This is a genomic window from Nostoc sp. UIC 10630 (assembly GCF_010747425.1).
Taxonomy (GTDB): domain Bacteria; phylum Cyanobacteriota; class Cyanobacteriia; order Cyanobacteriales; family Nostocaceae; genus Nostoc.
Genome location: NZ_JAAGOG010000016.1, coordinates 1 through 20,732, shown reverse-complemented (window position 1 = coordinate 20,732; position 20,732 = coordinate 1). Strand labels below are relative to the sequence as shown.

Here is a 20,732-nt window from a genome sequence, read left to right as displayed (position 1 = left end):
GATCCGATGGGTGTCGAACTAATTTCTATTTATGTTGACAATTAGGTAGCTTGCTGATTTAGCGGAATTACAACTACAAATTCTGTACCCTGTCCAGGAGTAGAAGTACATTGTAATTGTCCCAGATGTTTTTGGGTGATAATCTGGTAACTAATAGATAAGCCTAATCCTGTGCCTTTGCCAACTGGTTTAGTGGTAAAGAATGGTTCAAATAAGTGTTTTTGGATGTTTTCTGGAATGCCTGTACCATTATCAGCAATGCTAATAACTACCTGATTTTCATTAGTGAGTTGAGTATGAATTTTAATTTGGGGTGTAGATAGTGCTGCTTTATTTACTCCCCACTCACCATTCTCTACTGCTTCTTCTAAAGCATCGATCGCATTTGCTATAATATTCATAAATACCTGATTCAGTTGTCCAGCATAACACTCTACTAATGGCAGATCACCATATTCTTTGATAATGTCAATTTTTAGAGAGTTAGATTTAGCATTAAGTCGATGTTCGAGAATGAGCAATGTATTATCTATACCCTCATGAATATTCACAGCTTTCATCTCTGTTTCATTTAACCGAGAAAAGTTTCGCAGAGATAGGACAATTTCTGTGATTCTTTGGGCACCAACGGTCATAGAAGTTAACAACTTTGGCAAGTCTGCCATCAAGAAATCTAGGTCGATGGCTTCTGTTTCTTTTTGAATTTCCGTTACTGGATTAGGATAGTTTTGCTGATATAATTGCAGTAGTCTCAATAAATCTTGGATATATTGATTGGCATAGCTGACATTGCCATAAATAAAATTGATTGGGTTGTTGATTTCATGCGCTACACCTGCTACCAACTGCCCCAAACTGGACATTTTTTCACTATGCACGAGTTGAGATGCTAAATGATTTGCCTCTTGGCGTAATTGTGCTTCTGAATATCGCAATATTTGCTCTGCTTGTTTGCGCTGGGTAATGTCGTGGAGAATGACGACATACTCTTGAAAATCCTGATGCGGCCTGTCTGAGATGGAAACTTCTAGGATTTTGTTTTTGCCATTGCGGAGTAAGGTTTGTTCGCTGCGTTTTGTCCATTCGTCTGGATAGTAGACTAATGCAGTTAGCCATTTGTTGAGGTGATTTCCCTCTAACTCAGATGGGTTGACACCAAAGAAAGATTCAGTGGCTGGATTCGCCTGCTGGATAATACCTCGATCGTCCACAACTAAAATACCATCTTGGGCAACAGTAAATAGGTGTTCGGCAGCTTCACGGGCTTCTGCGATCGCAACCACTTGCGGTAAACTTGTCCAACAAGCGATCGCTACTCCCACAAATGCCACCGTCATCAGCAGCACCACAAATAGGTTTTCACCCCCCGCACTTGTCGCTTTATTAAGTTTTTCACCAAACAACCAGCCAACAGCCACTGCGCTGCATAGTAAAAAAATCAGGATGATCACCTGGAGAACTACCGAGTCCTTAATAATCACCTGAGAGCGTGTGCGATATCGCCGCATCCACCAACTGGGATGAAATGGAGGGAATTTCACCCGGCGAATAACTGCATCTATTCCCATAACCCCAATGGGAAATAATAGCCCAATTAGCAAGTTGAGCCAACCCCAGGCAAGTCCGCCCACCACTAGCACCACAACTTCTAACAGCAGAATCACCAGAGATATGCGAGGGAAAAAAACTTCCGAGCGATCGCGCCGCAGCCAAAGCCCCAAATGCAATAACATAAAGGAGACAAACCAGCCAACATTACCAACGGCTACGATTCGCGCGACATCTCCCCAAATCAAATAAATCAGGCACAACACCAGTGTTAATGTTAGTGCTGGCGCAAACACACCCCGACGTGAAACAACGGAAAATACAGGTGAGATGTGTTTGTCTAAAGCCAACTGATACAAAATCCGAGGACAATTAGAAACAACCGTTGCCGAACCTAAAAGACAAGCAGCTACTAGCAAAAAGGAAACACTTATAGCTGCTGATTTTCCCCAGAAAGGTTGGGAAGCCGCCACAAGATTCATAAAAGCATTGTCTTTGAGGCTTGGATTGGTTGCTAACCGCATTATTACCCAAGATCCCCCCAAAAAGATTGGTGGCATCATCCATGCTGCAACATCTAGAAAGCGTAGCGTCTGGGTGGGTTGGCGGCTATCGGCGACAAAAGAAGAAGCCGTTTCACAACTGTAGGTGGCATAAGTGACGAAAAAGAACCACTTTGCCCAATCGACAAAACCCAGAGATGACCAATTGCTAGGAAAAAAGCCAGGACTATCACCAGAGAAAGCTAACCAGCCAAGACCCTGTACACAGAAGATAATTAGCAATCCAAAGGCCGGAATTACAAAAAATAAATGTAAAATACTTAGGGCACGAGTCCCACTAAACGCGACTATAAACGGCAACAGTGTAAAGCCAATATCTAAAAGTATTTCTGGACAGGCAATACCCAGCGCCTCCAAATTTACCTTAATCAAATCTTTGAGGACGATGGTATTAACTGACAGATAGGAAACCCAGTTGAGGAGGTATCCAATTGCTGCATAGCAAGCTATTCCTGGATAGTTTTGCAGCAACTTAGTAGCATAGTTAGGCGTTCCTCCAGCCACATTTATAAAATGCATACCCAAGCGTTTTACCTGGTAGTTGAGCAGCATTCCGAAAATCACCGCAGGTATCCAGACAAAAATAGCTTGGGGGCCGAGAGCAGCATGAATTGCTGGAACCAATGCTGTCCAGGAAATATGAGCTGTTAAACCGAAGCCCCAACTTTCAACAGCACTTAAGCTTCTAGTCAAGCCAGGGTAAGAAGATTGGCCCAAAGTGGGATGAGCAGGATGGGACATCATTGGCTGTGTTGGGTGGGATACTGTAATTAAACTTATTAGCTAGAGTTCCCATCTTCTAAATGTTGTGAACAAAGACTTTTTGCTCGAAATCATAACATATTCACAACACCAGCATTTCTTTACACCATAATTTGATGTTCCAGGTCTAGCTTAGAGTAACCTATCTTTATTCCCACTCCATGCTTTCAGGAAGCTTCTTATTGAGAAAGCGATCCATGCACCGCTCCGCTAAAGCCGCGATGGTTAGCGATGGATTAGTGCAGGCAGTTGAACCAGGAATCAGAGAACCATCAACAACAAATAAATTAGAATAGCCGTGGACTTTACCATAAGTGTTGCATACAGCACCCATAGTTGCACCACCAAGAGGATGCGCTGTCGCGCTAAAGTCAAGCGGTGCGCCAAAAGTAGTACCATTAGCTTGATTTAGCCTTTGGTAAGTATACTGATTAGCTTGGGTAATTTTCTGATTATTGGCTGAGTCTTTCGGCCAGAACAGATTAGCTGATTGCGTAGAAGTATTGTAAGTCAGATAGCCCTCTGGCTTAGTGATTGCGAGGCTTAGACGAGCTAACACACCTTGTGGAACTATCGGAAAAGGAAGTTGCTCGATGACTAATGGAGCGATGGGATTGTCCAAGTCTTCAATTACTACCGATGCTGGCCCGCCCAGTGTGGCATTAGTTTGACCAGAGGTAACGATCGCACTCACCGCATCACCGTTAGTTCCCCACAATTTTCCGACTTGATTGTTCAGGCGGCTCAATGTCCCATTGTGCTTGGCACGTAAAAGCAATTCAGTAGTGCCAATGGAGCCGGCTGCTAAAAACAGATAACGACAGATAAAGGATTTTTTAGCCAGCACAACTCCCCGCTCATCGATTTGATTGCAGGTAACACGGTAACGCCCAGCATGGTATTCTTCGATCGTGTTGACTACGTGTAGGGGTCGGATTTCCACCTTTTTAGTAGCTTCTGCCCTGCTCAGATAATTCCGATCTAAGCTATTTTTGGCACCACTATTAAGACCGTAGGAAACTTGACCTGCGATCGCCGAAGGAACCTTCTTAGCCGCAATTTCTTGGCGAACGATATCCCAATCAACAGCGACATCAAGTTTGCGGGCTTTTAAACCAGCTTTGGCTGCTTGCTCTAATAAAATACGGCTGGCTAAATAGTAGTCGGTTTTTAGAATATCATCCGGTATGGGAGATGGTTTGAGGATGGAACGCACCTTTGGATAGTAAACTTTATCCAGTTCCTCATATTTGATGCTGCGTGGAAAAACTTGATAAAAAAGTTCTTTAGTTGGCTGATAACTGACAGCATTGTAAACTAGCGAACCGCCTCCCACCCCTGCTCCACGATAAGCAATAATGCCATCGCCTACCTTAACATCGAGGACACCAGTATAAATATCAATTGGAACTTGGTTGAATATAACTGTTTTCGGACTTAACCAAGTAGACCGACCATCTGGATTCTGATATGTGGAGAAAGTATTACCTGCGGCGGTGATTGGCCATCGTCGTCCTCGCTCCAATACTATGGTTTTAATTCCAGCTTCCCCAAGGCGCAATGCTGCAACTGCTCCACCAAAACCACTACCAATCACTAGCGCTTCTACACATTCTTCACCACGATAGGTTGCAGAAGCAATTTTAGACACGCCTATGCTTGCAGTTGCTGCCAGTGTTGCTCGAATAAATTGACGACGTTTAATTACGCCTGACATACTTGATTTCCTGTACGAATTAATTATGCACCGACACTTTGACATACCAGTTGAAATAACTAGCTGTAATTGATGTCTTTAAGGAATTACAGAAGTAACTTAAAAATCTCGACCACCTGGTTATGGCAACTTCTGTTACATTCGTTGCACAATCCCAAAAATATCAGTATCAAAAATAGTTGATCTGCCAAATTGCCAAAAACTTGTTTTTGTGTATTTAGAGACTGGTGAATTGTGGGGTAAGCGTCTCACCCGCCTGTAACACTTCACGCTATTCTTGATCAAACGTCAGCGAACAAGTTTATTGCAGCGAACTTTAAAAAGCATGGGTGGCAAATTAATTGTATTTGAAGGGGTGGAAGGCTGCGGCAAAACCAGCCAAATGCAGCTTTGTTCTCAGTGGTTGGAAAGTTTGGGTGTTTCTGTGGTGGTAACTCGTGAACCAGGGGGAACAGAGTTAGGCTTACATCTTCGCCGCTTACTACTAGAGAAGGCAGAGGATAAACCAGTTGCAGAAGTGACAGAACTTTTATTGTATGCTGCTGACCGATCGCAACACGTGGAACAAGAACTTAAACCAAATCTCGCAGCAGGGAAATATATTTTATGCGATCGCTACACTGACTCTACCATTGCCTACCAAGGATATGGTCGCGGTTTGAATATGAGTTTAATCAATCAGCTTAACTATATTGCCACTGCTGGCCTAGAGAGTGACTTAACTATTTGGCTAGATATCGATGTCGAAGTTGGACTAGCCCGCAAACGGGGAGATGGAGCCGGATTAGACCGCATTGAACAAGAAACAATCGCTTTTCATCGACGCGTTCAGCAAGGATACGCAGAGTTAGCAGCATCTTATCCTTCAAGAATTGTGCGGGTAGATGGCAGCTTGAGTAAAGAAGCTGTGCAACAAGTAATTCAAGGAATTCTATGTGTACACTTGAAGGGGTTGCCATAGGTATCGTCTCAAATTTTGAAGTGTTTACTTAACTGTCTTAACTGTCCTTGCATCCTTGCTTTAAGCCTGAGAATATAAAAGACGTGGCATTTTCCGATTCCACACCTGAATTTAAGACCATTGCATTGCTCACAAAAGCGTTGGCGCAGACAGCCGCAGGCATCGTTATCTTTAGGGGTCTAACAAACCCACTACACTGAAACAAAGCTTAATTTGCCATTTTTTATATATTTCAATAAAACCTTGGGAGGAAGAGTTTGTATGAAATTTAAGTCTGTTTCCATAGGTATTGGTTTAAGCATTCTCAGTTTTTCAGTTAGTTCATTCCCACGGACTGTATTCAATTCACCACGAGTCCTTGCCCAAGAAGTTAGTTCTTCATGTCCTTTGCCATCTGACATTGCCGTTACCTTCCTAAATTCTAAATGTGAAGAAGTCAAACTAGAGGAGCCTAAGACTTTTTATCGTTACTATAGTAGCAGCGAGAATAGATATGGTAGGTATTTAACAACTGATAAATACGAAACAAATGTAGAAGTAATTAGGAATTTAGCTCTCAATCAATCATGGGGCAATAAAGCGACTATGATTCAACCAGTTACTTTGCCGGCAGGAACGACAGTTTATCAAGGCATTGTTGCCCCTCAAACCCCCACTCAATGCTATCCTGGCGGTGGTCAACAGACTTTTATTAAAGATACAAGAGATCCAAACATTAAGTGGTCTGAGGGACAAAATATCATCGAAAAAGATTTTAGTTGTCCGTAAAAATCATGGAAAACAAGACAGAAGAATTCATCAAATTGCTCGATAAAGCTCTTGAGATTGCCGAACAGATTCGTAGAGATAAACAACCAGAATTTAAACATTCAGAGCGTTTAAACAATCTGATCGGTGCCCTAGAATCTATTAAAAGTAAGACGCTGCTTGGTAAACTTGAAGCATCAGGAGGAATCTCAACCCTTGGGCTGGCCCGTGAAGTGGCTGATTGGATTGAGCCGTTAGATTCGCCATTATTAAAAGCTGTAGGTACGATAGAGGAATATTACCAAAAAAACCTCTAAACACTACAGGTTTATTAAGTAAAGCGGATCGCCCTTTAGCCCAATGTTAACTCAGCTATCGATATTCTTCATATCAAGCTCTCTTTTTAAAACCTCATATTCATCAATCAGAATGTAAAAAAAAGCGATCGCATCCTTAAACTAAGAAGAAGCGATCGCTAATTTTTTAACTACAAAATAGAGATTAAGCAGCCACAGGTTCTAACAATTTGATGTCAGAGAAGATAAATTCCTGAATAGATGTTTCTCCTGCTGTCTCGGTACGAATCTCCCGACGATTTAGGATAAAATAATCACCAACTTTTTCATATTCATCGACAAATTCGCTTCTACCGCCCTTTTGTTCCCCAGTTTTGGGGTCATGGTAAACAGAGTCATAGCGGTGGGACAAGTAGCCTTCTCCGGTGTCGTGGCTGCTGAAGGTGTCAATTGTCACGAAAGTACCGTGGATGAGACGGTGAACATGACACACTTCATTATTGCGGACTTTGTATTTATCGCCCTCAGCCTTACCACCCATTAAAAGCTCAACCGCACCAGTTTCGTCAGTTTTGCCATAGCTAAAGGTATTGGCGCTGTGAGTGTCTTCAAAGCTGCGGCGGACGCGGTGAATTGCTATCTCCCACGCTTGACCATGAATTGCTTTCTGGGCTGGTTCGTCATCTACACCCAAAACTTCGGCTTTGAGATTGGCAGTGATGATAACCTTGCCTGTAAATACTTTATCATCTTGCTTATAGGTAATATTTGCGGTATAACCGGGGAAATTCTTGTCCCAAGTATAGCGGTTCTCATAAGCAGCCCGGAAAAGTTCCTGAGCAGAGAGTTGTGTAACTGTCATGTGCTTCTCCTAGTCGCTACTGTAAATTAGCGTTTTAGTTTCGTTGGTATTAGCATAGAAGTAATTGTTGAGGCTTGGATAGTCCCCAACTGGGTACACTTATGCTTATGGTTAATTCTCTCCACGCCATATTTCATGCGATCGCCAATGTCCGAAATGAGCAAGAATTAAGGCTAGCTCTCACGGATAAAATTGGTGAGCATTTTGGTGTGCAAAATTGGGGTATTTATCTCCTAGATGATCGGCCAACAGCCCAAATCGATGTTCAGGGTATTCCAGCAGTATGCTTAGAAAGCAATCCAGTCGGGCGCTACGTGGTTGAGCGTCACGCTCCCGCCCATGAGCAGTTATTATTATCACCAGGAGACTGGAAGCATTTTTGCTCGCGTTCCGATCACGAACACGTAATGACTGGGCCAATTGTTTGCGATGGTCGTCTTGTAGGAACACTTAACTTGGCTCGTGATAAGGGAAATCCTGCTTTTAATGGCAACGATCTGGCTGATCTGAGTGCATTATGCATCCATTTATCAGCAAAAATGGCGACTCTACGGACGACAAAACCACAAATATCCAATTCCCTTTTAGTAAGTCCTCTAACAGCGCGTGAGTTAGAAATTGCCGAGTTAGTAGCGCAGGGGTTAACAAACTCAGAAATTGGGGAAAAACTTTGGATTACGCAAAATTCTGTCAAACAAGCTTTGAAGAGGATGTTTCGTAAATTGAAGGTTTCGGCGCGTGCAGAAATGGTGGCAAAACTGCAAGATATCAAAGTTTCTTAGAGGATGTTTGAAAAGTCTTCTTGTCGGTATCAAATAGTTTTAGATCCCCTAAATCCCTCTTAAAAAGGGGGACTTTGATTCTGTTTCTCCCCTTTTAAGCTACGGTGTACACATAAGTAGGAAATAGTAGTCTGTCAAGGAATAATTGAGGAGTACATTCTCTCTCAGGACGGCGATTTATAGCGTCTCTACATGAGGGCTTTCTGGTTTATCCCAAGCGTATTGGGATAAAACTAAAACTTGATCTGACTTGTGTGTACACCGTAGCCTTTTTAAGGGGGGTTAGGGCTGACAAGTGTAGGTTTTTTACAAGAGTGTGAGTATTCATTCACAAAGTCAGAAAATAAAAGCAGACTCAAAGAGTGAAACAGAGGCTCAAATGCTAAAAAATGAGTACCTCAAACAGTGGACAAGAATAGTGTCAGAGAAAATGCTAAATCTGTCGATACCGCAAGTGGTAGGACTGGCAACATGGAGTTTTGGCATGGTGATGACGAAATCAAGTAGCTTGAGCAAAGTGTCAAAATTCATTGCTAAGTTGAACTCAGAAAAGGCAAATACAGTCCGTCAACGATTAAAAGAATGGTATCAGGAAGCAAAAGCCAAAAAAGGTGAGTTGCGTCGCGCGTTGGATGTGAGCAGTTGTTTTGCAGCGTTGCTGTCATGGGTGATAAGTTTGCTGCCTGCTGAGAGCAAACGCATTGCCCATGCCCAATGCCAAATTGTTAAATGTTGTAACGTTTCTACAAGGGTTTCAGGTAATCCTTCATTAATTTTTGGAGATATCTATTGATCGTTCATCAAAACCAGAAAGAGATAATTACCATGAAAAATGATAAATCCTCTCCTATTCGCCTGTTAATCGTTGACGATCAGAGCCTCATTCGTCAGGGACTGAAAGCAATGCTAGAACAGGAACCTGATTTGGAAGTGGTCGGTGATGCTGAGAATGGTAAAGTTGCTCTAGAGCTTGTTGCAGAACTTCAGCCCGATGTGGTGCTAATGGATATTCGGATGCCCGAAATGGATGGACGAACTGCAACAAAACTGATTATGCAAAACTTTCCTAATATCAAAGTTCTCGTCTTGAGTACATTTGATGATGATTCTTATCTAACAGGGGCAATGCGTGCAGGCGCAAAAGGATATTTGCTAAAAGATATGCCTTCAAGTGAGCTAGCAGATGCAATTCGCTTTGGGCATTCTGGCTATACTCAATTTGGGCCGGGGTTATTTGATAAATTATTGGTTACGGAAGCAGCTTCAGCTAACCAAAATTCCGCTTCATCAAAGCCATCGGAAATTACCGCACGAGAACAAGAGGTTTTATGTTTGATTGGTGTTGGTGCAACGAACCGCGAAATTGCCCAACAACTTTATATTACCGAAGGAACGGTAAAAACTCATGTAACGAGTATTTTAAACCGCCTCAATCTCAAAAATCGATCGCAACTGGCAATCTATGCAAATTCTGTTCTCAATCAAGAAAAGAAACTAGCCGGGAAACTACCAGAATAAACCAGAGGGCGATAAAACAATTCTAGGAATAGCCCTTTGAAAGTGGGTAAAAATTTTGGTCAAAAAATTCCTCTTCAATCTCTTGACTCTGTGTTCTCTGCGTCTCTGTGGTTAGAAAAAATACTTTTAAACCGCAGAGGCACAGGAAAAAAGAGATTTTACGAGTCACCTTGAAAGGGCTAGTCCAAAATTCTTATATAAAACATCTCAACAAGGGGATTTTTCTCTTGTTTATTAATATTTATTGCTTAATCTTATAAAATAGATAATCAGCCGTGTAATTCACACTAATTTCTCGATTTTCGGATGATTTATCACACCCTTGAACAGGGGCTTTTCCACCAACTGTATTGATCCGTTGAATCCAATTTACTTGGCGGAAGATACCATTTCCTTCATGAGATTGCGCCTCTAATAATAGCCAGGGAATGGCATCGTCTTGTGGTGCATTTACCTTAGATTTCAATTTCCCCACAACTTTGCTACCGTCTTTGGCTTCCCAAGTCGGGCCTGCATAATGCTTGCCCAAATCTTGCCCTTGCTCATTCAGCAACACGGCATCGGGAGCCTTAAGCGTCCACTCATACTGCTCAGGGGATTCTGATTTCGGTTTGCAGATATAGATTTGTGAACCCTTGGCAAATGCTTTTAGAAGAAGTTGCTCACCATTTGGGACTTTTATACTATCAGGGATCGGAGCTACATCCGCTATGCGTTGGGCAGGCTCCATAGTTCCGGCGATCGAAACACCCCACCCATTCAACATCAGTAGCGAAACAACGAGGCTGCAATTTATCTGAATAATTTTACAAAAAGTAGGTGACATAGTATACATCTCCTTCATTTGTGATTTTAAAGCTTTTGTCGCGCCATCAGTTGGGCAAACAATCCTGGTTGATTGGCGAGTTGATCAAAACTGCCTTCTTGGACTACACGACCATTCTCGAACACATAGATGCGATCGGCGTTGCGAATGGTACTCAGACGATGAGCGATCGCAATTCGTGTCACCTTCAAACGCTCTAAACTTTGACTGACGATCGCTTGGGTGCGGTTATCTAAGGCACTGGTGGCTTCATCAAATAACAAGATTTTGGGTTTTAATACTAGCGATCGGGCAATCAATAATCGCTGGCGTTGCCCTCCAGAAATATTAGTTCCTCCTTCACTAATTACCGTGTGCATTCCCATTGGCATCGATTCGACATCTTCAGCAAAGCCAGCCATCCGTGCGGCTTCCCAAGCTTCATCCATCGAGATCATCGCTCCACTGGCGATATTCTCAAAGATCGATGCAGATGTCAATCGGCTATTTTGCATCACAACTCCTAGTTGCCGACGCACTGCATGAATATCTAACCCGGTTAAATCTTGTCCGTCGTAATAAATCGTGCCAGATTCCGGGACATCAAACCCCAGTAATAATCGGAACAGGGTTGATTTTCCACTCCCCGAAGCTCCGACAAAAGCGATAAATTCCCCAGCTTCCGCATGAATGCTAACATCATCCAATGTCAAAGGCCCGTCATCTCGATACCGGAAAATCACATGATCCACAACCAATCGTCCAGAAAGCCGACCTGGATCGGTTTTTTCCGAGTCAACTTCCGGTTTGGATTCCAGAATCGGCTGCGCTCGTTCCCACAAAGGAACCACTTGTAAGACATCTATAATCGTGCCGCTGAGACTGGTAGCTCCACCGATAAATGTGCCAAATGCCGCATTAAATGCTAAAAATACACCTGTAGATAAACCACCTTCTGGGGAATTGGCTTGCTGAAGTAAACTGCTGGCGAACCAGAAAAGGATTGCTGTAGTCAATACAGGCAATATTTTATTAATCACAGCCAGAGCATCTTCAATGCCTTGGGTACTCAGCATCCATTTGATTTGCTGACTATACTGTTTTCCCCAAAAAGCAAAGGCGCGGGCTTCTGCTCCTGCAACTCGCAATTTGCTAACGCCGTTGATTAACTGCACCATTACCCCTGAGAGTTGCCCTTGTAACTCTAGTAAGGGACGAACCTTCCGCAGAGTGTAAATTCCCGAAACTAGAGTAATAGTAATGTTGACAAAAGCAACAAGAGTGGCAATTAACGCTAGTGAACCGTTGTAGTAAAAAAGCAGTCCTAAATTCAAAAACGCAAACAAACTGGTGAAAATACTTCTAAGAACCGTGCTACTAAGCTTTTGGCGGATTTGGCTAATGGCGCTGACCCGTGAATTCAAGTCTCCAGTTGAGTACTGACGGAAGAATGATGCTTTTAGATTCAATAACCGATCCCAGACTGCTGCTTGGGTGGAAGCATCGGCAAAGGTTTCCACGCGCATGATTGCAAAGCCTTGAGCAAGTTGAAACAAGGTGCTACCAAATGCAGTTGCTAGCAGCGCTAAGGCAATTTGCACTAATAAGCCGCGATTGGCATCAGGAATGGCACTATCAATCAAGATGGCCATAGCTTGGGGGACGATCATTCCTAATAAACTTGTCGCCATACCCGCAGCCAAGACAATCAACAATTCCTTGTAGTGTCCTTGGAGAGCAAATTTCAGTAAATCGATGGTGGTGAGAACTTTATCAGGTAATGGGCGATAGAAGGTATATCCCGTTAGCGCCAGTTTAATCGCAGTTTTAGCATTAACCGGAGTGCGCGATCGCTTAATTGGATCAAAAATTTCATAGCGCGTATCAGACACAGGCAACAGCGCCACAGGATTGTTATCTTCTAGCGTGTAAGCCAACATCGCACCGCAATCCTTCTTCCACCATTGACCTTGCAAACTGATCGTTCGGGTTCGCAAACGAGAAGCCCGAGCGATCGCTTGTAGCGGATCTTGAACTCGTTTTAGGTCTTCAGACTTGGCTGGCGGTCGAATCGTCACACCCAAAGTCCGCCCCACAGCACCCGCAGCGATGAGCAAAGCTTGGTCAAAATCATTGGCTTCAATTTGAGCAGAAGCGCCAATTTGCGGAGATTGCAGCAACGAGGACAACTCGCCCAGCGTCTCCTTCATCACGCGATCGTTGAGGTGTTGTCGTTCTTGAAATCGGTTTAATTCTACCGCTTTTTCCTCCTGTTCCAGAAGAAAAAGGCTCTGAAGAAAGTAGACTTGAATTTGGAAAATCCCCCTCAACAGAGTATTCCCATCCTCAATCTCAGACGTAGTTAGAATTTCTAGCTCGGTTGTATCTTCAGCTTGAAACCACATATCTGCACTCAAGGGCAACAATCCTGATTGAGGCATAACTAACAGTTGCTCAAACCCCATCCAAACTGCGTAACCACGCTGAATTTGTACCCAGGATACCAGCTCTCGCTGTGGTTGGAAAATCTGACCATTGCTGAGTGAGAAATAGCGAACCCCTTCTTCTTGAAACGGCAGTCCAGGTGGAGTAATAGAAGACAGCGCCAATCCTAGTTGCTCAATCCATCCCTCTATTAAAGTTACGGCTTCGCCATTGCGATCGGCAATAAATTCCCGAAAATCTTTCCTTGAAACTTTCATAAGTTCCGTTTCTTCAATCGACACCGCCAGAAGTTGATAGGGTATCGGCTGAGAATCACTAATGATGCCAAACATTGCCTGTTTAGTTCGGGTGGTAAATAAATAGCGGCGACTTCCCTCAGCAATTCCCTCTTTCACCGGAATCGCAAACACCGCCAATGAACCCGATTTTACGATCCAAATCGTCTTCGGGTCATTGAGAATAATTGGCTCATTGCCTTTGAAGTGATAGTACTCTCCCGGCAGGGTAGCGCTGCGAATTTGATCTAACATATATATTCCTGCTCCATAAAATTAATATAAAATCTAATAATTTTTGGCATTTAACGTGTATACTTACCTCTTGCCTCATCCGAGATAGGCTAAAAATTTCAGACAAATATTAATCAACACCAACTCTCTAAAATGAAAACAACAGATTTAACTCTGAGCTTTCCGCAATTTTTAATTTTTAATTTTTAATTTTTAATTGCAATCACTCCTCCTGAGCCGCTTCCCCTTCACTGCGAATCAACTGCAAATACTTACCTTCAACTTTCTGCAATTCCTCATGGCTACCGCGTTGCACCACCTTGCCGCGATCGAAGACAATAATTTCGTCACAATCGCGAATTGTGCTTAACCGATGCGCCACAATTACACAAGTACAGCCACGCTCCCGGAGTCTCTGATCGATCGTTTTTTCTGCCTCGGAATCGAGCGCACTGGTCGCTTCATCCATCACCAAAATTGCCGGATTATTCACTAAAGTGCGGGCAATTTCTAATCTTTGTCGCTGCCCACCACTCAAATTAGATGCCCCTTCTGCGAGGTCAGCGTTGTAGCCTCCAGGCATGGAAAGCACTACATCCTGAATAGCAGCATCTTTACAAGCACGAACCAAGTTACTAAAAGGCACAGTCGAATCCCAAAGCGTAAGATTGTCGCGCACAGTGCCCGCAAATAGCGAAATATCTTGCTCAACTAGGGCAATTGAATTAGTGAGAATCGATCGCGGAATATGTTTTCTGGGTTTACCATCAAATAAAATCTCTCCCGCCCACTGTTCGTATAATCCACACACCAGCTTGGCAACGGTTGACTTACCCGAACCACTACCACCCACTAAAGCAACTCGTTGACCGGGTTTAAGTGAAAGACTGAAATTTTCGATTAAGGGAGGTGCAGAGCGGTTATAGCCAAAGGTGATGTTACGAAGTTCAACATAACCCTGAAGCCGAACGTTTGCGGCAGGTAGTTGAGTTGGCGATATACTAAAGTCTCGCTCTACAGCAGGGTCAATCGGATTGCGTAACACATCATCTAACCGACCTAAATTGCCTTCCATTTCCTGGAGTTCACCCGCTAAACTCACCAGATTATTTACAGGCTCTAGAAATCTTTGCATCAAGGCTTGAAAGGCAATGAGCATCCCAATACTGAGTACGCCATCCATTACCCGTAGCCCTCCCACCGCTAGCAAAAGCATGGATGTAATGGAGGTGAGAAATGACGGCAACACACCCAGGTTTTGATTAGTCGTATCCATTTCTTGGCGGGCATTAATTGCTTTAGCGTAATAACCTGCCCAGCGCGAAAAGAATTCTGACTCTAGCCCCGATGCTTTGAGCGTTTCCATACTTTGCAGTCCAGAAATCGCTACCCCATTGACTTTGCCTTGTTCTTGCATTAATCGCAAGTTGGCATCGACGCGCTGCCGTGAAACCCATCGCCACACGCTGACATTCACGATTACAAAGGCAATGCCGATCGCAGTGAGAACGACATCATATTGCAACATGACTGCGGCATAAAAGACAACGGTGAAGGCTGAGATTACTGTCGTCGCTAATCTTCCTGAAAGCAGATTTGCCAAGCTATCGTTGAGGCGAACACGGCTGCTAATTTCTCCAGCAAATCGCTGATCGTAAAAACTCACTGGTAGCCGTAGAATATGCCACAAAAATCGGCTAGACATCCCCACAGCCAGCTTAATTTTCATGCGTCGCAGAAATTGCAGCTGAAGCAATGTGAGAAAACCATTTAATATGGCTGTGAGGATCATCCCTAAAATTAATGGCCGCAACCAATCACTTCTGCCTTCAATCAAGACATTATCAACAAAGGCTTGGGAGAACGCAGGGATGGCTAATCCAGGAATCACTAACAGCAAGCCGGCGATCACACAATAAATCAACGCTCCCAGAGAACTCTGCAATCGATCCCATAAAGATAATGTCAGGCTCGGTTTCCGTCCTCCTGGCTGGAACTCTGCACTCGGTTCACCAACTAGTACTACCCCGGTAAAAGACTGATCAAATTCTGGGAGTGAAACTGTGCGGGGCCCGGTGGCAGGATCGTTAAGATAAACTTTGTCTTTGGCAAATCCTTCGACGATTAGAAAATGGTTGAAATTCCAAAAGACAATATAAGGACATTGCAGTTTGCGTAACCCAGCCAAATCGACCTTAAAGCCTTTTGCCTGCAATCCGTAGCTGCGAGCCGCATTGAGAATATTAGATGCTTTACTGCCATCCCGTGAAACACCACAAGCTTGACGCAGTTCTGCAAGCGGCACAATGCGATCGTAGTATCCTAAAATAATTCCCAGTGCGGCTGCACCGCATTCCACTGCCTCCATTTGTAAGAGGGTGGGAGTCCGACGACGGCGATCGGGACGGCTGATGAGTCGTTGAAATTTTTTAAATTTAAGCCCAATTTGTGATTGAATTTGCCGCATAATCAATACATTCCACTCCACGATCGCAGAATCGGAAACACAAAGGAAATCGGGGATTGTTCATCCACTTTCACGCGCACTGAGGTCGTGGTTCCCGGTGTAATTTGGCTATTTGGCCCTTTAGAGGATGACCACCGAAAACGGCTTTTAGTCGAAGGATCTGGCTCAAGTTCCGCAAAAACTTGGATTTGTGCGCCTTCTGTGGTTAACCCTTGTAAAACTTCAAGACCACCGACAACACTTGATGCGCTTTCCTTACTAACCGGAAATGCAGAAATACTTGTGACTTTCCCGATAATACCACCAAAGCGTTCTCGTTTAACGGTCGAAGGAGTGACTTGCAACTCCATACCTTTTTGAATCTTTTTGCCTTCGCTGACTGGGAAGAATGCCACCCCAACTAACTTATTCCCAGAGTCTCTAGCTTCGATTGTGCCAATGCGAGCGCCCTTTTCCAGGGTTTGTCCAGGAACAGCAGAAAGTTCGAGAATTCGTCCATTGAAATTGCTAGTTACCTGGCTGTTTGCTTTGATTTCTAATTTTAATTCTGCGATCGCTCGCTGGGTGTCTTGAATTTCTTTTCTGCGATTAGTAGAAATAGCTAAATCTTGTTCTGCTTGCCCAGCAAACTTACTATCTAATACTGCTAACTGTGCTTGCAGTTCTTTAGTTGAGTTGATATTTGCTAAGAATTCTCGTTCTGCATCCGCTTCTTTTACATTAAGTTGTTTGAGTTGCGATTCGATTTCATTGATTTTGGTTTTACTGTTGAGAAATTCCTGTTGCGCCTGAAGAACGGTATCACTCGAAACGGCTCCTTCTTCGCGTAACTTTTGGCGAATGTCAAATCGTTCTTTGAACGTGGGCATCAAATCTCGCGTTGTCTGCAACTGTTCCTGTAAGTTCTGACGCTCTTGCCGAATCGACTCCAGACCTTTACTTCTGAGAATTGGCGTTAGTGATTGGGTTGTCTTGAGAGTTTGCAGGAGTGCTTGACGTTGTTGCCCAATTGCACCCTTATCTAAAACCGTTCGCTGAAGTTGAAGTGTATTTGCATTTTGGTCTTGTTCCTGAAGTTGAGCAAGCTTGACTCGTGCAAGTTTCAACTTATCTTGAAGTTCAGTTTGGTCGATTGTCGCTAGCACCTGTCCTTTCTTCACCTCATCGCCTGTACGAACAAAAAGCATGAGAATCTGGCCGGAACTAGGAGACTGGAATCCAACAACTTTGCTAGGAAAAACCACTACGCCTTGTCCAGCTACAGTAATGGGAATGCGACCAAAAACACTCCAAACAAGTCCAACAGCAATTAGAGATCCCATCGCAGTTAACGGAATCCACTTCTTTGGTTGAACCACCTGCATGAGTTGATCGAGCCGCTCCGGGGAGGATAAACGATCGAGTGCTTCTTTGCGGAATAGATTGCTTTTGTTGGTCGTTACCATACTGACTCCATTCAAGTTGTAGAAATTTGTATATTAGGGAATTGGGAATTGGGAATGGGGAATTGGGAATTGGATACTTTAAAATTAAAAGCTAAAGACAACAGAGATAGAGATTAGAGATAGAGATAAAGAGTAAATTTTTCCTAATACCCAATCCCCAATCCCTAGTCACCAGTCCCCAGTCCCCAGTTCAATTCCCGCGAATCTGCTTCAGCATCCAATCAAATCGAGTCCCCGCCAATGTCACTTGAGCCAAAAAGCTCGAACTCAGTTCATCTTCATAAGTCAAGCGTTCATCTAAAGATTTACCTGAGCTATAGTTAATCCTGCCGTAACCCAGACTATTGATAATTCCTTGCTGTTTATCTGCTAACAAAATCGCTAAGACTCGATAAAATCGGGCAGCAAAACCCACATCGTGTAGCAATTTGGCAGAAAGTCGCCATCTGGGAATCGATAACACAGTCGCATCCTCAACCGCCCGAATTGTCATCGCGGGTGGACTGGCTTCGACAAAGGGCGTTTCGCCAACTATGTCACCCCGTGATAATTGAGCAAACTCCCGTTCAATATGATCTGTCTGTTCTAAAGTTGAAAAGGCGCGGGTGAGAGGATTGCTTGTATCTTCAGCAATGGAAGCCACCATCTTGCCATCTAATAAAATATAGAGAGCGTCAACGGGTCTTCCGGCTTGAAACAACACCGTTCCCGCAGGAAGTCTCATAGCATTGCCTGCAACAATCATCCAACCAATATCGCTATCATTTAATTCTGCAAATGTAAATAAGATTTCTCGAATTTGGGGCTGAAAAAGCACGACTGTGCTTTGGCCAATTTGACCGATCATCTGTTCTAAGCGGTGAGCAAGTAGAACTGCGATCGCTCGATAAAAATGAGCAGCAAATGTGACATCTTCTTGCAATTTTTGAATCAACTGCTGCTGAGGAATCATCAACACAAGGGACTTTCTAGCAGCTTTGACTGTAGTGGAAGACTGGTAGGAGGCTAAAAATGGCATTTCTCCTACAACTTCACCATTTGCCAGCAGTGCAACCTCTCGTCCTGATAGTTCGCCACCTTCAAGGGCGGCAAATGCCCGACCAATAGGATTATCGTCAGCCTGAGCGACAGAAACGCTTAATGCACCATCAAGCAGAATGTAGAGGGCATCAACAGGTGTTCCCTGGCGGATGAGGGTCGTACCAGCAGTAATTTCTTCTCTTTGACCCGTTGCCAAGATCCAGTCAATATCGCTATTTGTCAGTTCCTTAAGTAGAACTTCTGTCATAATTTAACTTCCTTGTGTTCTGCTGACGGGAGAGAAATGGAGAGGGGTAATTCGTAATTCGTAATTTAATTTATGGTTCAGATATAGAAAAGCCTTAACTTAGACTTTCCGCAATTTTGAATTTTGAATTGTTCAACTCCCCATTGCGCGATTAACTAGGTTGATGAGTTGCTACAGGTTTTTAGCATCAATCACCGCGACCTTCATTCGGCTCAACGCTTATTGGTTTATTGTCATTCCAATAAGGAAGCTTTATATTCTCAAGCTTGTTTGCGATCGCTTCAGACAGATTGTTATATTTCTCGTCCGTAGGATACTCACCTGGATAATGCTCACCTACGGCAATACCACCCGAAATATTTGCGAGTTCTTGAGGCGATAGCTCTTGTGATTCATTTTGCTTTTTGTTTTCCATTGCCATTTTTTCCTTGTCATTTCATTTATTAATAAATTGACCTAAGTTTATGAAAGTGAAATTATTAATCACACAAGAATAATTTCAGAAAGCAGTTGGACAAGTTTTGCTCAACTGCAATTGATTGATTTGAGAAACTCCGTTTATGTAGAACCTTCGATCGCAGATATATCTCCAAACAATTCACCAAGAACCTTTAGATCCTCTGTTGTCGCGTCGGTGATGGAGAGGTGGAACACAGAAGAGTCTGTTGTCTCTGCATGAAAAGCCGACCGTTTTGAGTGAAACCCTCGTCCTCGTGATATTTGTTGGCTAAATCCCCTTGTCGATCTGTGAAATCGTGTAGATGTAAACTGCAAATTAAAACCACCAGCTACATCGTCTAACTCTTCATCTGATAGTTCGATCGCTTCATCATTCGGAGTAATTTCGTCACCTGACATAGAAGCTCCTTGACCCCACGTGTTAAAGTTAAATAAGGCGGAGGGAGTTAACCGATTGGCTGCTAGGCTCATGGTTAACAACCCCTCCTGCTCCCGAAATTCGTCAAACTGAGAAATCCAGCTCAAGCTTCAGGGCTAGAAATACCCGCTTCCTTAAACTCTCTAAGGTCTTGCTCAGAGAAAACGCTCACTTGAAAGGTAACGCTCTTAATGCCGCCTTCTTTAGGAATTTCCACAAAACCAAACTGAGAATCTATGGCATTTGCGTTTGTTCCAAAGACATCGCTAGTTGCGCCACCGGCAATATAATCAAGTTCTTGATTGGATAGTTCCAGTATTTCATTAGGCTGCACATTTTCCATGATCGTTGTCCTTCTCCTTATGGTGTTGATTATGAGCCTAGAAATAAATTACTAGGAATTCCGCTAGGAAATTCTTCTCCAGTGAATTTGATTTCGTGCAAATCTTGTTTAGATATAGTAGTTTCCTGACTGTTGAAGGATGCAATGCCGCCATCAGCACCGATAATCACTGCACTACTTTGCTTATCCGAAAAGTTGAAGTTGTGAGCATCGACAAAGCTAAAAGCACCACCAGCAACGTTATCTAGTTCTTCAGAAGATAATTCTACGGGCTTAATGTTATCAGACATGATGTTTTGTCCTTAATTTATGATGTGTATTGTTTATCAAGCAGAACGCTTTATTAAGTTCTGGTTAGTAACTTTCAAGAGTGGGAGGAATGACACCAGTTGCTTTGATTTCGTGCAAACTTTGATGAGATACAGCAGTTTGCTGAGTGTTCAAAGAACTAATACCACCATTAGCGCCGAGAACAGTTGCACCCGCTTGCTGATCAATTGCGTTGTAGTTGTCAGCATCGACATAGCTAAAAGCACCACCAGCTACGTTGTCCAATTCTTCAGCAGATAATTCTACGGGTTGAATGTTGTCAGACATGATGTTTTCTCCTTAATGTGTAATGTGTTTAATGTGTGTTCTATCTGTGTTCAATAAAGCAATCTGCTTTATTGAGTTCTGCCCTGTGTAATTAGTTACTATTTTTCAAGAGTGGTAGGAAAGAAGCCAGTTGCTTTGATTTCGTGCAAACTTTGATGAGATACAGCAGTTTGCTGAGTGTTCAAAGAACTAATACCGCC

19 protein-coding genes are annotated in these 20,732 nt (G+C 43.3%); 6 read left to right on the top strand and 13 right to left on the bottom strand.

Going from position 1 to position 20,732, the window contains the following annotated elements; translation table 11 throughout:
- Positions 1-41: 41 nt before the first annotated feature.
- Both G1O98_RS06635 and G1O98_RS06630 read right to left on the bottom strand, forming a co-directional pair.
- Entirely contained in the window at positions 42-2,855 is a 2,814-nt protein-coding gene (locus tag G1O98_RS06635; RefSeq protein ID WP_163927852.1) for an ATP-binding protein, read from the bottom strand.
- 166 nt (positions 2,856-3,021) lie between these two features.
- A complete protein-coding gene (locus G1O98_RS06630) occupies positions 3,022-4,590 on the bottom strand; it encodes a GMC oxidoreductase (RefSeq protein WP_163927850.1) in 1,569 nt (522 codons plus the stop codon).
- A 325-nt stretch (positions 4,591-4,915) separates the two neighbouring features.
- On the opposite strand from G1O98_RS06630, the gene tmk reads away from it, so the two are divergent.
- The 3 genes from tmk to G1O98_RS06615 all read left to right on the top strand — a co-directional run bounded on the left by tmk (position 4,916) and on the right by G1O98_RS06615 (position 6,615).
- On the top strand, positions 4,916-5,551 hold the full coding sequence (tmk, locus tag G1O98_RS06625) for a dTMP kinase (protein WP_163927848.1): 636 nt from the start codon (positions 4,916-4,918) through the stop codon (positions 5,549-5,551).
- 261 nt (positions 5,552-5,812) lie between these two features.
- Positions 5,813-6,319: a hypothetical protein gene (locus tag G1O98_RS06620; RefSeq protein ID WP_163927846.1), complete on the top strand. Its 507-nt coding sequence runs from the start codon at positions 5,813-5,815 to the stop codon at positions 6,317-6,319.
- Positions 6,320-6,324: 5 nt separating this feature from the next.
- Positions 6,325-6,615: a hypothetical protein gene (locus G1O98_RS06615; RefSeq protein ID WP_163927844.1), complete on the top strand. Its 291-nt coding sequence runs from the start codon at positions 6,325-6,327 to the stop codon at positions 6,613-6,615.
- A gap of 184 nt (positions 6,616-6,799) precedes the next feature.
- Here G1O98_RS06615 and G1O98_RS06610 read toward each other — a convergent pair whose 3' ends face one another.
- Positions 6,800-7,456, bottom strand: coding sequence for a DUF3386 domain-containing protein (locus G1O98_RS06610; RefSeq protein WP_163927842.1), 657 nt, complete (start codon positions 7,454-7,456; stop codon positions 6,800-6,802).
- Between the two features lie 107 nt (positions 7,457-7,563).
- Here G1O98_RS06610 and G1O98_RS06605 point away from each other — a divergent pair, with 107 nt between their 5' ends.
- The 3 genes from G1O98_RS06605 (at position 7,564) to G1O98_RS06595 (ending at position 9,756) form a co-directional block, all read left to right on the top strand.
- Positions 7,564-8,238 carry a LuxR C-terminal-related transcriptional regulator gene (locus G1O98_RS06605; protein WP_114085737.1) on the top strand — a complete coding sequence of 225 codons (675 nt, stop codon included), beginning with the start codon at positions 7,564-7,566 and terminating at the stop codon, positions 8,236-8,238.
- A 379-nt stretch (positions 8,239-8,617) separates the two neighbouring features.
- Positions 8,618-9,031, top strand: a complete 414-nt coding sequence (locus tag G1O98_RS06600; protein WP_175586564.1) for a hypothetical protein — start codon at positions 8,618-8,620, stop codon at positions 9,029-9,031.
- Between the two features lie 32 nt (positions 9,032-9,063).
- On the top strand, positions 9,064-9,756 hold the full coding sequence (locus G1O98_RS06595) for a response regulator transcription factor (RefSeq protein ID WP_163927840.1): 693 nt from the start codon (positions 9,064-9,066) through the stop codon (positions 9,754-9,756).
- Positions 9,757-9,997: 241 nt separating this feature from the next.
- Here G1O98_RS06595 and G1O98_RS06590 read toward each other — a convergent pair whose 3' ends face one another.
- From G1O98_RS06590 to G1O98_RS06545, 10 genes are all read right to left on the bottom strand, one after another.
- Positions 9,998-10,582: a DUF3455 domain-containing protein gene (locus G1O98_RS06590; protein WP_163927838.1), complete on the bottom strand. Its 585-nt coding sequence runs from the start codon at positions 10,580-10,582 to the stop codon at positions 9,998-10,000.
- Positions 10,583-10,608: 26 nt separating this feature from the next.
- On the bottom strand, positions 10,609-13,536 hold the full coding sequence (locus G1O98_RS06585) for an NHLP bacteriocin export ABC transporter permease/ATPase subunit (RefSeq protein WP_163927836.1): 2,928 nt from the start codon (positions 13,534-13,536) through the stop codon (positions 10,609-10,611).
- Positions 13,537-13,738: 202 nt separating this feature from the next.
- The gene (locus G1O98_RS06580) at positions 13,739-15,982 is read right to left on the bottom strand and encodes an NHLP family bacteriocin export ABC transporter peptidase/permease/ATPase subunit (protein ID WP_163927834.1); all 2,244 of its coding nucleotides are present in this window, start codon (positions 15,980-15,982) and stop codon (positions 13,739-13,741) included.
- 2 nt (positions 15,983-15,984) lie between these two features.
- The gene (locus tag G1O98_RS06575; RefSeq protein ID WP_163927832.1) at positions 15,985-17,427 is read right to left on the bottom strand and encodes an NHLP bacteriocin system secretion protein; all 1,443 of its coding nucleotides are present in this window, start codon (positions 17,425-17,427) and stop codon (positions 15,985-15,987) included.
- A gap of 190 nt (positions 17,428-17,617) precedes the next feature.
- Positions 17,618-18,715, bottom strand: coding sequence for a cyclic nucleotide-binding domain-containing protein (locus tag G1O98_RS06570; RefSeq protein WP_163927830.1), 1,098 nt, complete (start codon positions 18,713-18,715; stop codon positions 17,618-17,620).
- A 187-nt stretch (positions 18,716-18,902) separates the two neighbouring features.
- Positions 18,903-19,136 carry a hypothetical protein gene (locus G1O98_RS06565; RefSeq protein ID WP_163927827.1) on the bottom strand — a complete coding sequence of 78 codons (234 nt, stop codon included), beginning with the start codon at positions 19,134-19,136 and terminating at the stop codon, positions 18,903-18,905.
- A 137-nt stretch (positions 19,137-19,273) separates the two neighbouring features.
- Positions 19,274-19,645, bottom strand: a complete 372-nt coding sequence (locus G1O98_RS06560; RefSeq protein ID WP_163927825.1) for a CTB family bacteriocin — start codon at positions 19,643-19,645, stop codon at positions 19,274-19,276.
- A gap of 50 nt (positions 19,646-19,695) precedes the next feature.
- Positions 19,696-19,935 (bottom strand): hypothetical protein, encoded by a 240-nt coding sequence (locus tag G1O98_RS06555; RefSeq protein WP_163927823.1) that lies wholly within the window; start codon positions 19,933-19,935, stop codon positions 19,696-19,698.
- A 29-nt stretch (positions 19,936-19,964) separates the two neighbouring features.
- Positions 19,965-20,225: a CTB family bacteriocin gene (locus G1O98_RS06550; protein ID WP_163927821.1), complete on the bottom strand. Its 261-nt coding sequence runs from the start codon at positions 20,223-20,225 to the stop codon at positions 19,965-19,967.
- 64 nt (positions 20,226-20,289) lie between these two features.
- A complete protein-coding gene (locus tag G1O98_RS06545; RefSeq protein WP_163927819.1) occupies positions 20,290-20,532 on the bottom strand; it encodes a CTB family bacteriocin in 243 nt (80 codons plus the stop codon).
- Positions 20,533-20,732: the final 200 nt, after the last annotated feature.

Excerpts from the sequence above, each read along its gene's own strand:
- G1O98_RS06635 (WP_163927852.1), bottom strand. The coding sequence starts at position 2,855 with ATGATGTCCCATCCTGCTCATCCCACTTTGGGCCAATCTTCTTACCCT.
- G1O98_RS06630 (WP_163927850.1), bottom strand. The coding sequence starts at position 4,590 with ATGTCAGGCGTAATTAAACGTCGTCAATTTATTCGAGCAACACTGGCA.
- tmk (WP_163927848.1), top strand. The coding sequence starts at position 4,916 with ATGGGTGGCAAATTAATTGTATTTGAAGGGGTGGAAGGCTGCGGCAAA.
- G1O98_RS06620 (WP_163927846.1), top strand. The coding sequence starts at position 5,813 with ATGAAATTTAAGTCTGTTTCCATAGGTATTGGTTTAAGCATTCTCAGT.
- G1O98_RS06615 (WP_163927844.1), top strand. The coding sequence starts at position 6,325 with ATGGAAAACAAGACAGAAGAATTCATCAAATTGCTCGATAAAGCTCTT.
- G1O98_RS06610 (WP_163927842.1), bottom strand. The coding sequence starts at position 7,456 with ATGACAGTTACACAACTCTCTGCTCAGGAACTTTTCCGGGCTGCTTAT.
- G1O98_RS06605 (WP_114085737.1), top strand. The coding sequence starts at position 7,564 with ATGGTTAATTCTCTCCACGCCATATTTCATGCGATCGCCAATGTCCGA.
- G1O98_RS06600 (WP_175586564.1), top strand. The coding sequence starts at position 8,618 with ATGCTAAAAAATGAGTACCTCAAACAGTGGACAAGAATAGTGTCAGAG.
- G1O98_RS06595 (WP_163927840.1), top strand. The coding sequence starts at position 9,064 with ATGAAAAATGATAAATCCTCTCCTATTCGCCTGTTAATCGTTGACGAT.
- G1O98_RS06590 (WP_163927838.1), bottom strand. The coding sequence starts at position 10,582 with ATGTCACCTACTTTTTGTAAAATTATTCAGATAAATTGCAGCCTCGTT.
- G1O98_RS06585 (WP_163927836.1), bottom strand. The coding sequence starts at position 13,536 with ATGTTAGATCAAATTCGCAGCGCTACCCTGCCGGGAGAGTACTATCAC.
- G1O98_RS06580 (WP_163927834.1), bottom strand. The coding sequence starts at position 15,982 with ATGCGGCAAATTCAATCACAAATTGGGCTTAAATTTAAAAAATTTCAA.
- G1O98_RS06575 (WP_163927832.1), bottom strand. The coding sequence starts at position 17,427 with ATGGTAACGACCAACAAAAGCAATCTATTCCGCAAAGAAGCACTCGAT.
- G1O98_RS06570 (WP_163927830.1), bottom strand. The coding sequence starts at position 18,715 with ATGACAGAAGTTCTACTTAAGGAACTGACAAATAGCGATATTGACTGG.
- G1O98_RS06565 (WP_163927827.1), bottom strand. The coding sequence starts at position 19,136 with ATGGCAATGGAAAACAAAAAGCAAAATGAATCACAAGAGCTATCGCCT.
- G1O98_RS06560 (WP_163927825.1), bottom strand. The coding sequence starts at position 19,645 with ATGAGCCTAGCAGCCAATCGGTTAACTCCCTCCGCCTTATTTAACTTT.
- G1O98_RS06555 (WP_163927823.1), bottom strand. The coding sequence starts at position 19,935 with ATGGAAAATGTGCAGCCTAATGAAATACTGGAACTATCCAATCAAGAA.
- G1O98_RS06550 (WP_163927821.1), bottom strand. The coding sequence starts at position 20,225 with ATGTCTGATAACATTAAGCCCGTAGAATTATCTTCTGAAGAACTAGAT.
- G1O98_RS06545 (WP_163927819.1), bottom strand. The coding sequence starts at position 20,532 with ATGTCTGACAACATTCAACCCGTAGAATTATCTGCTGAAGAATTGGAC.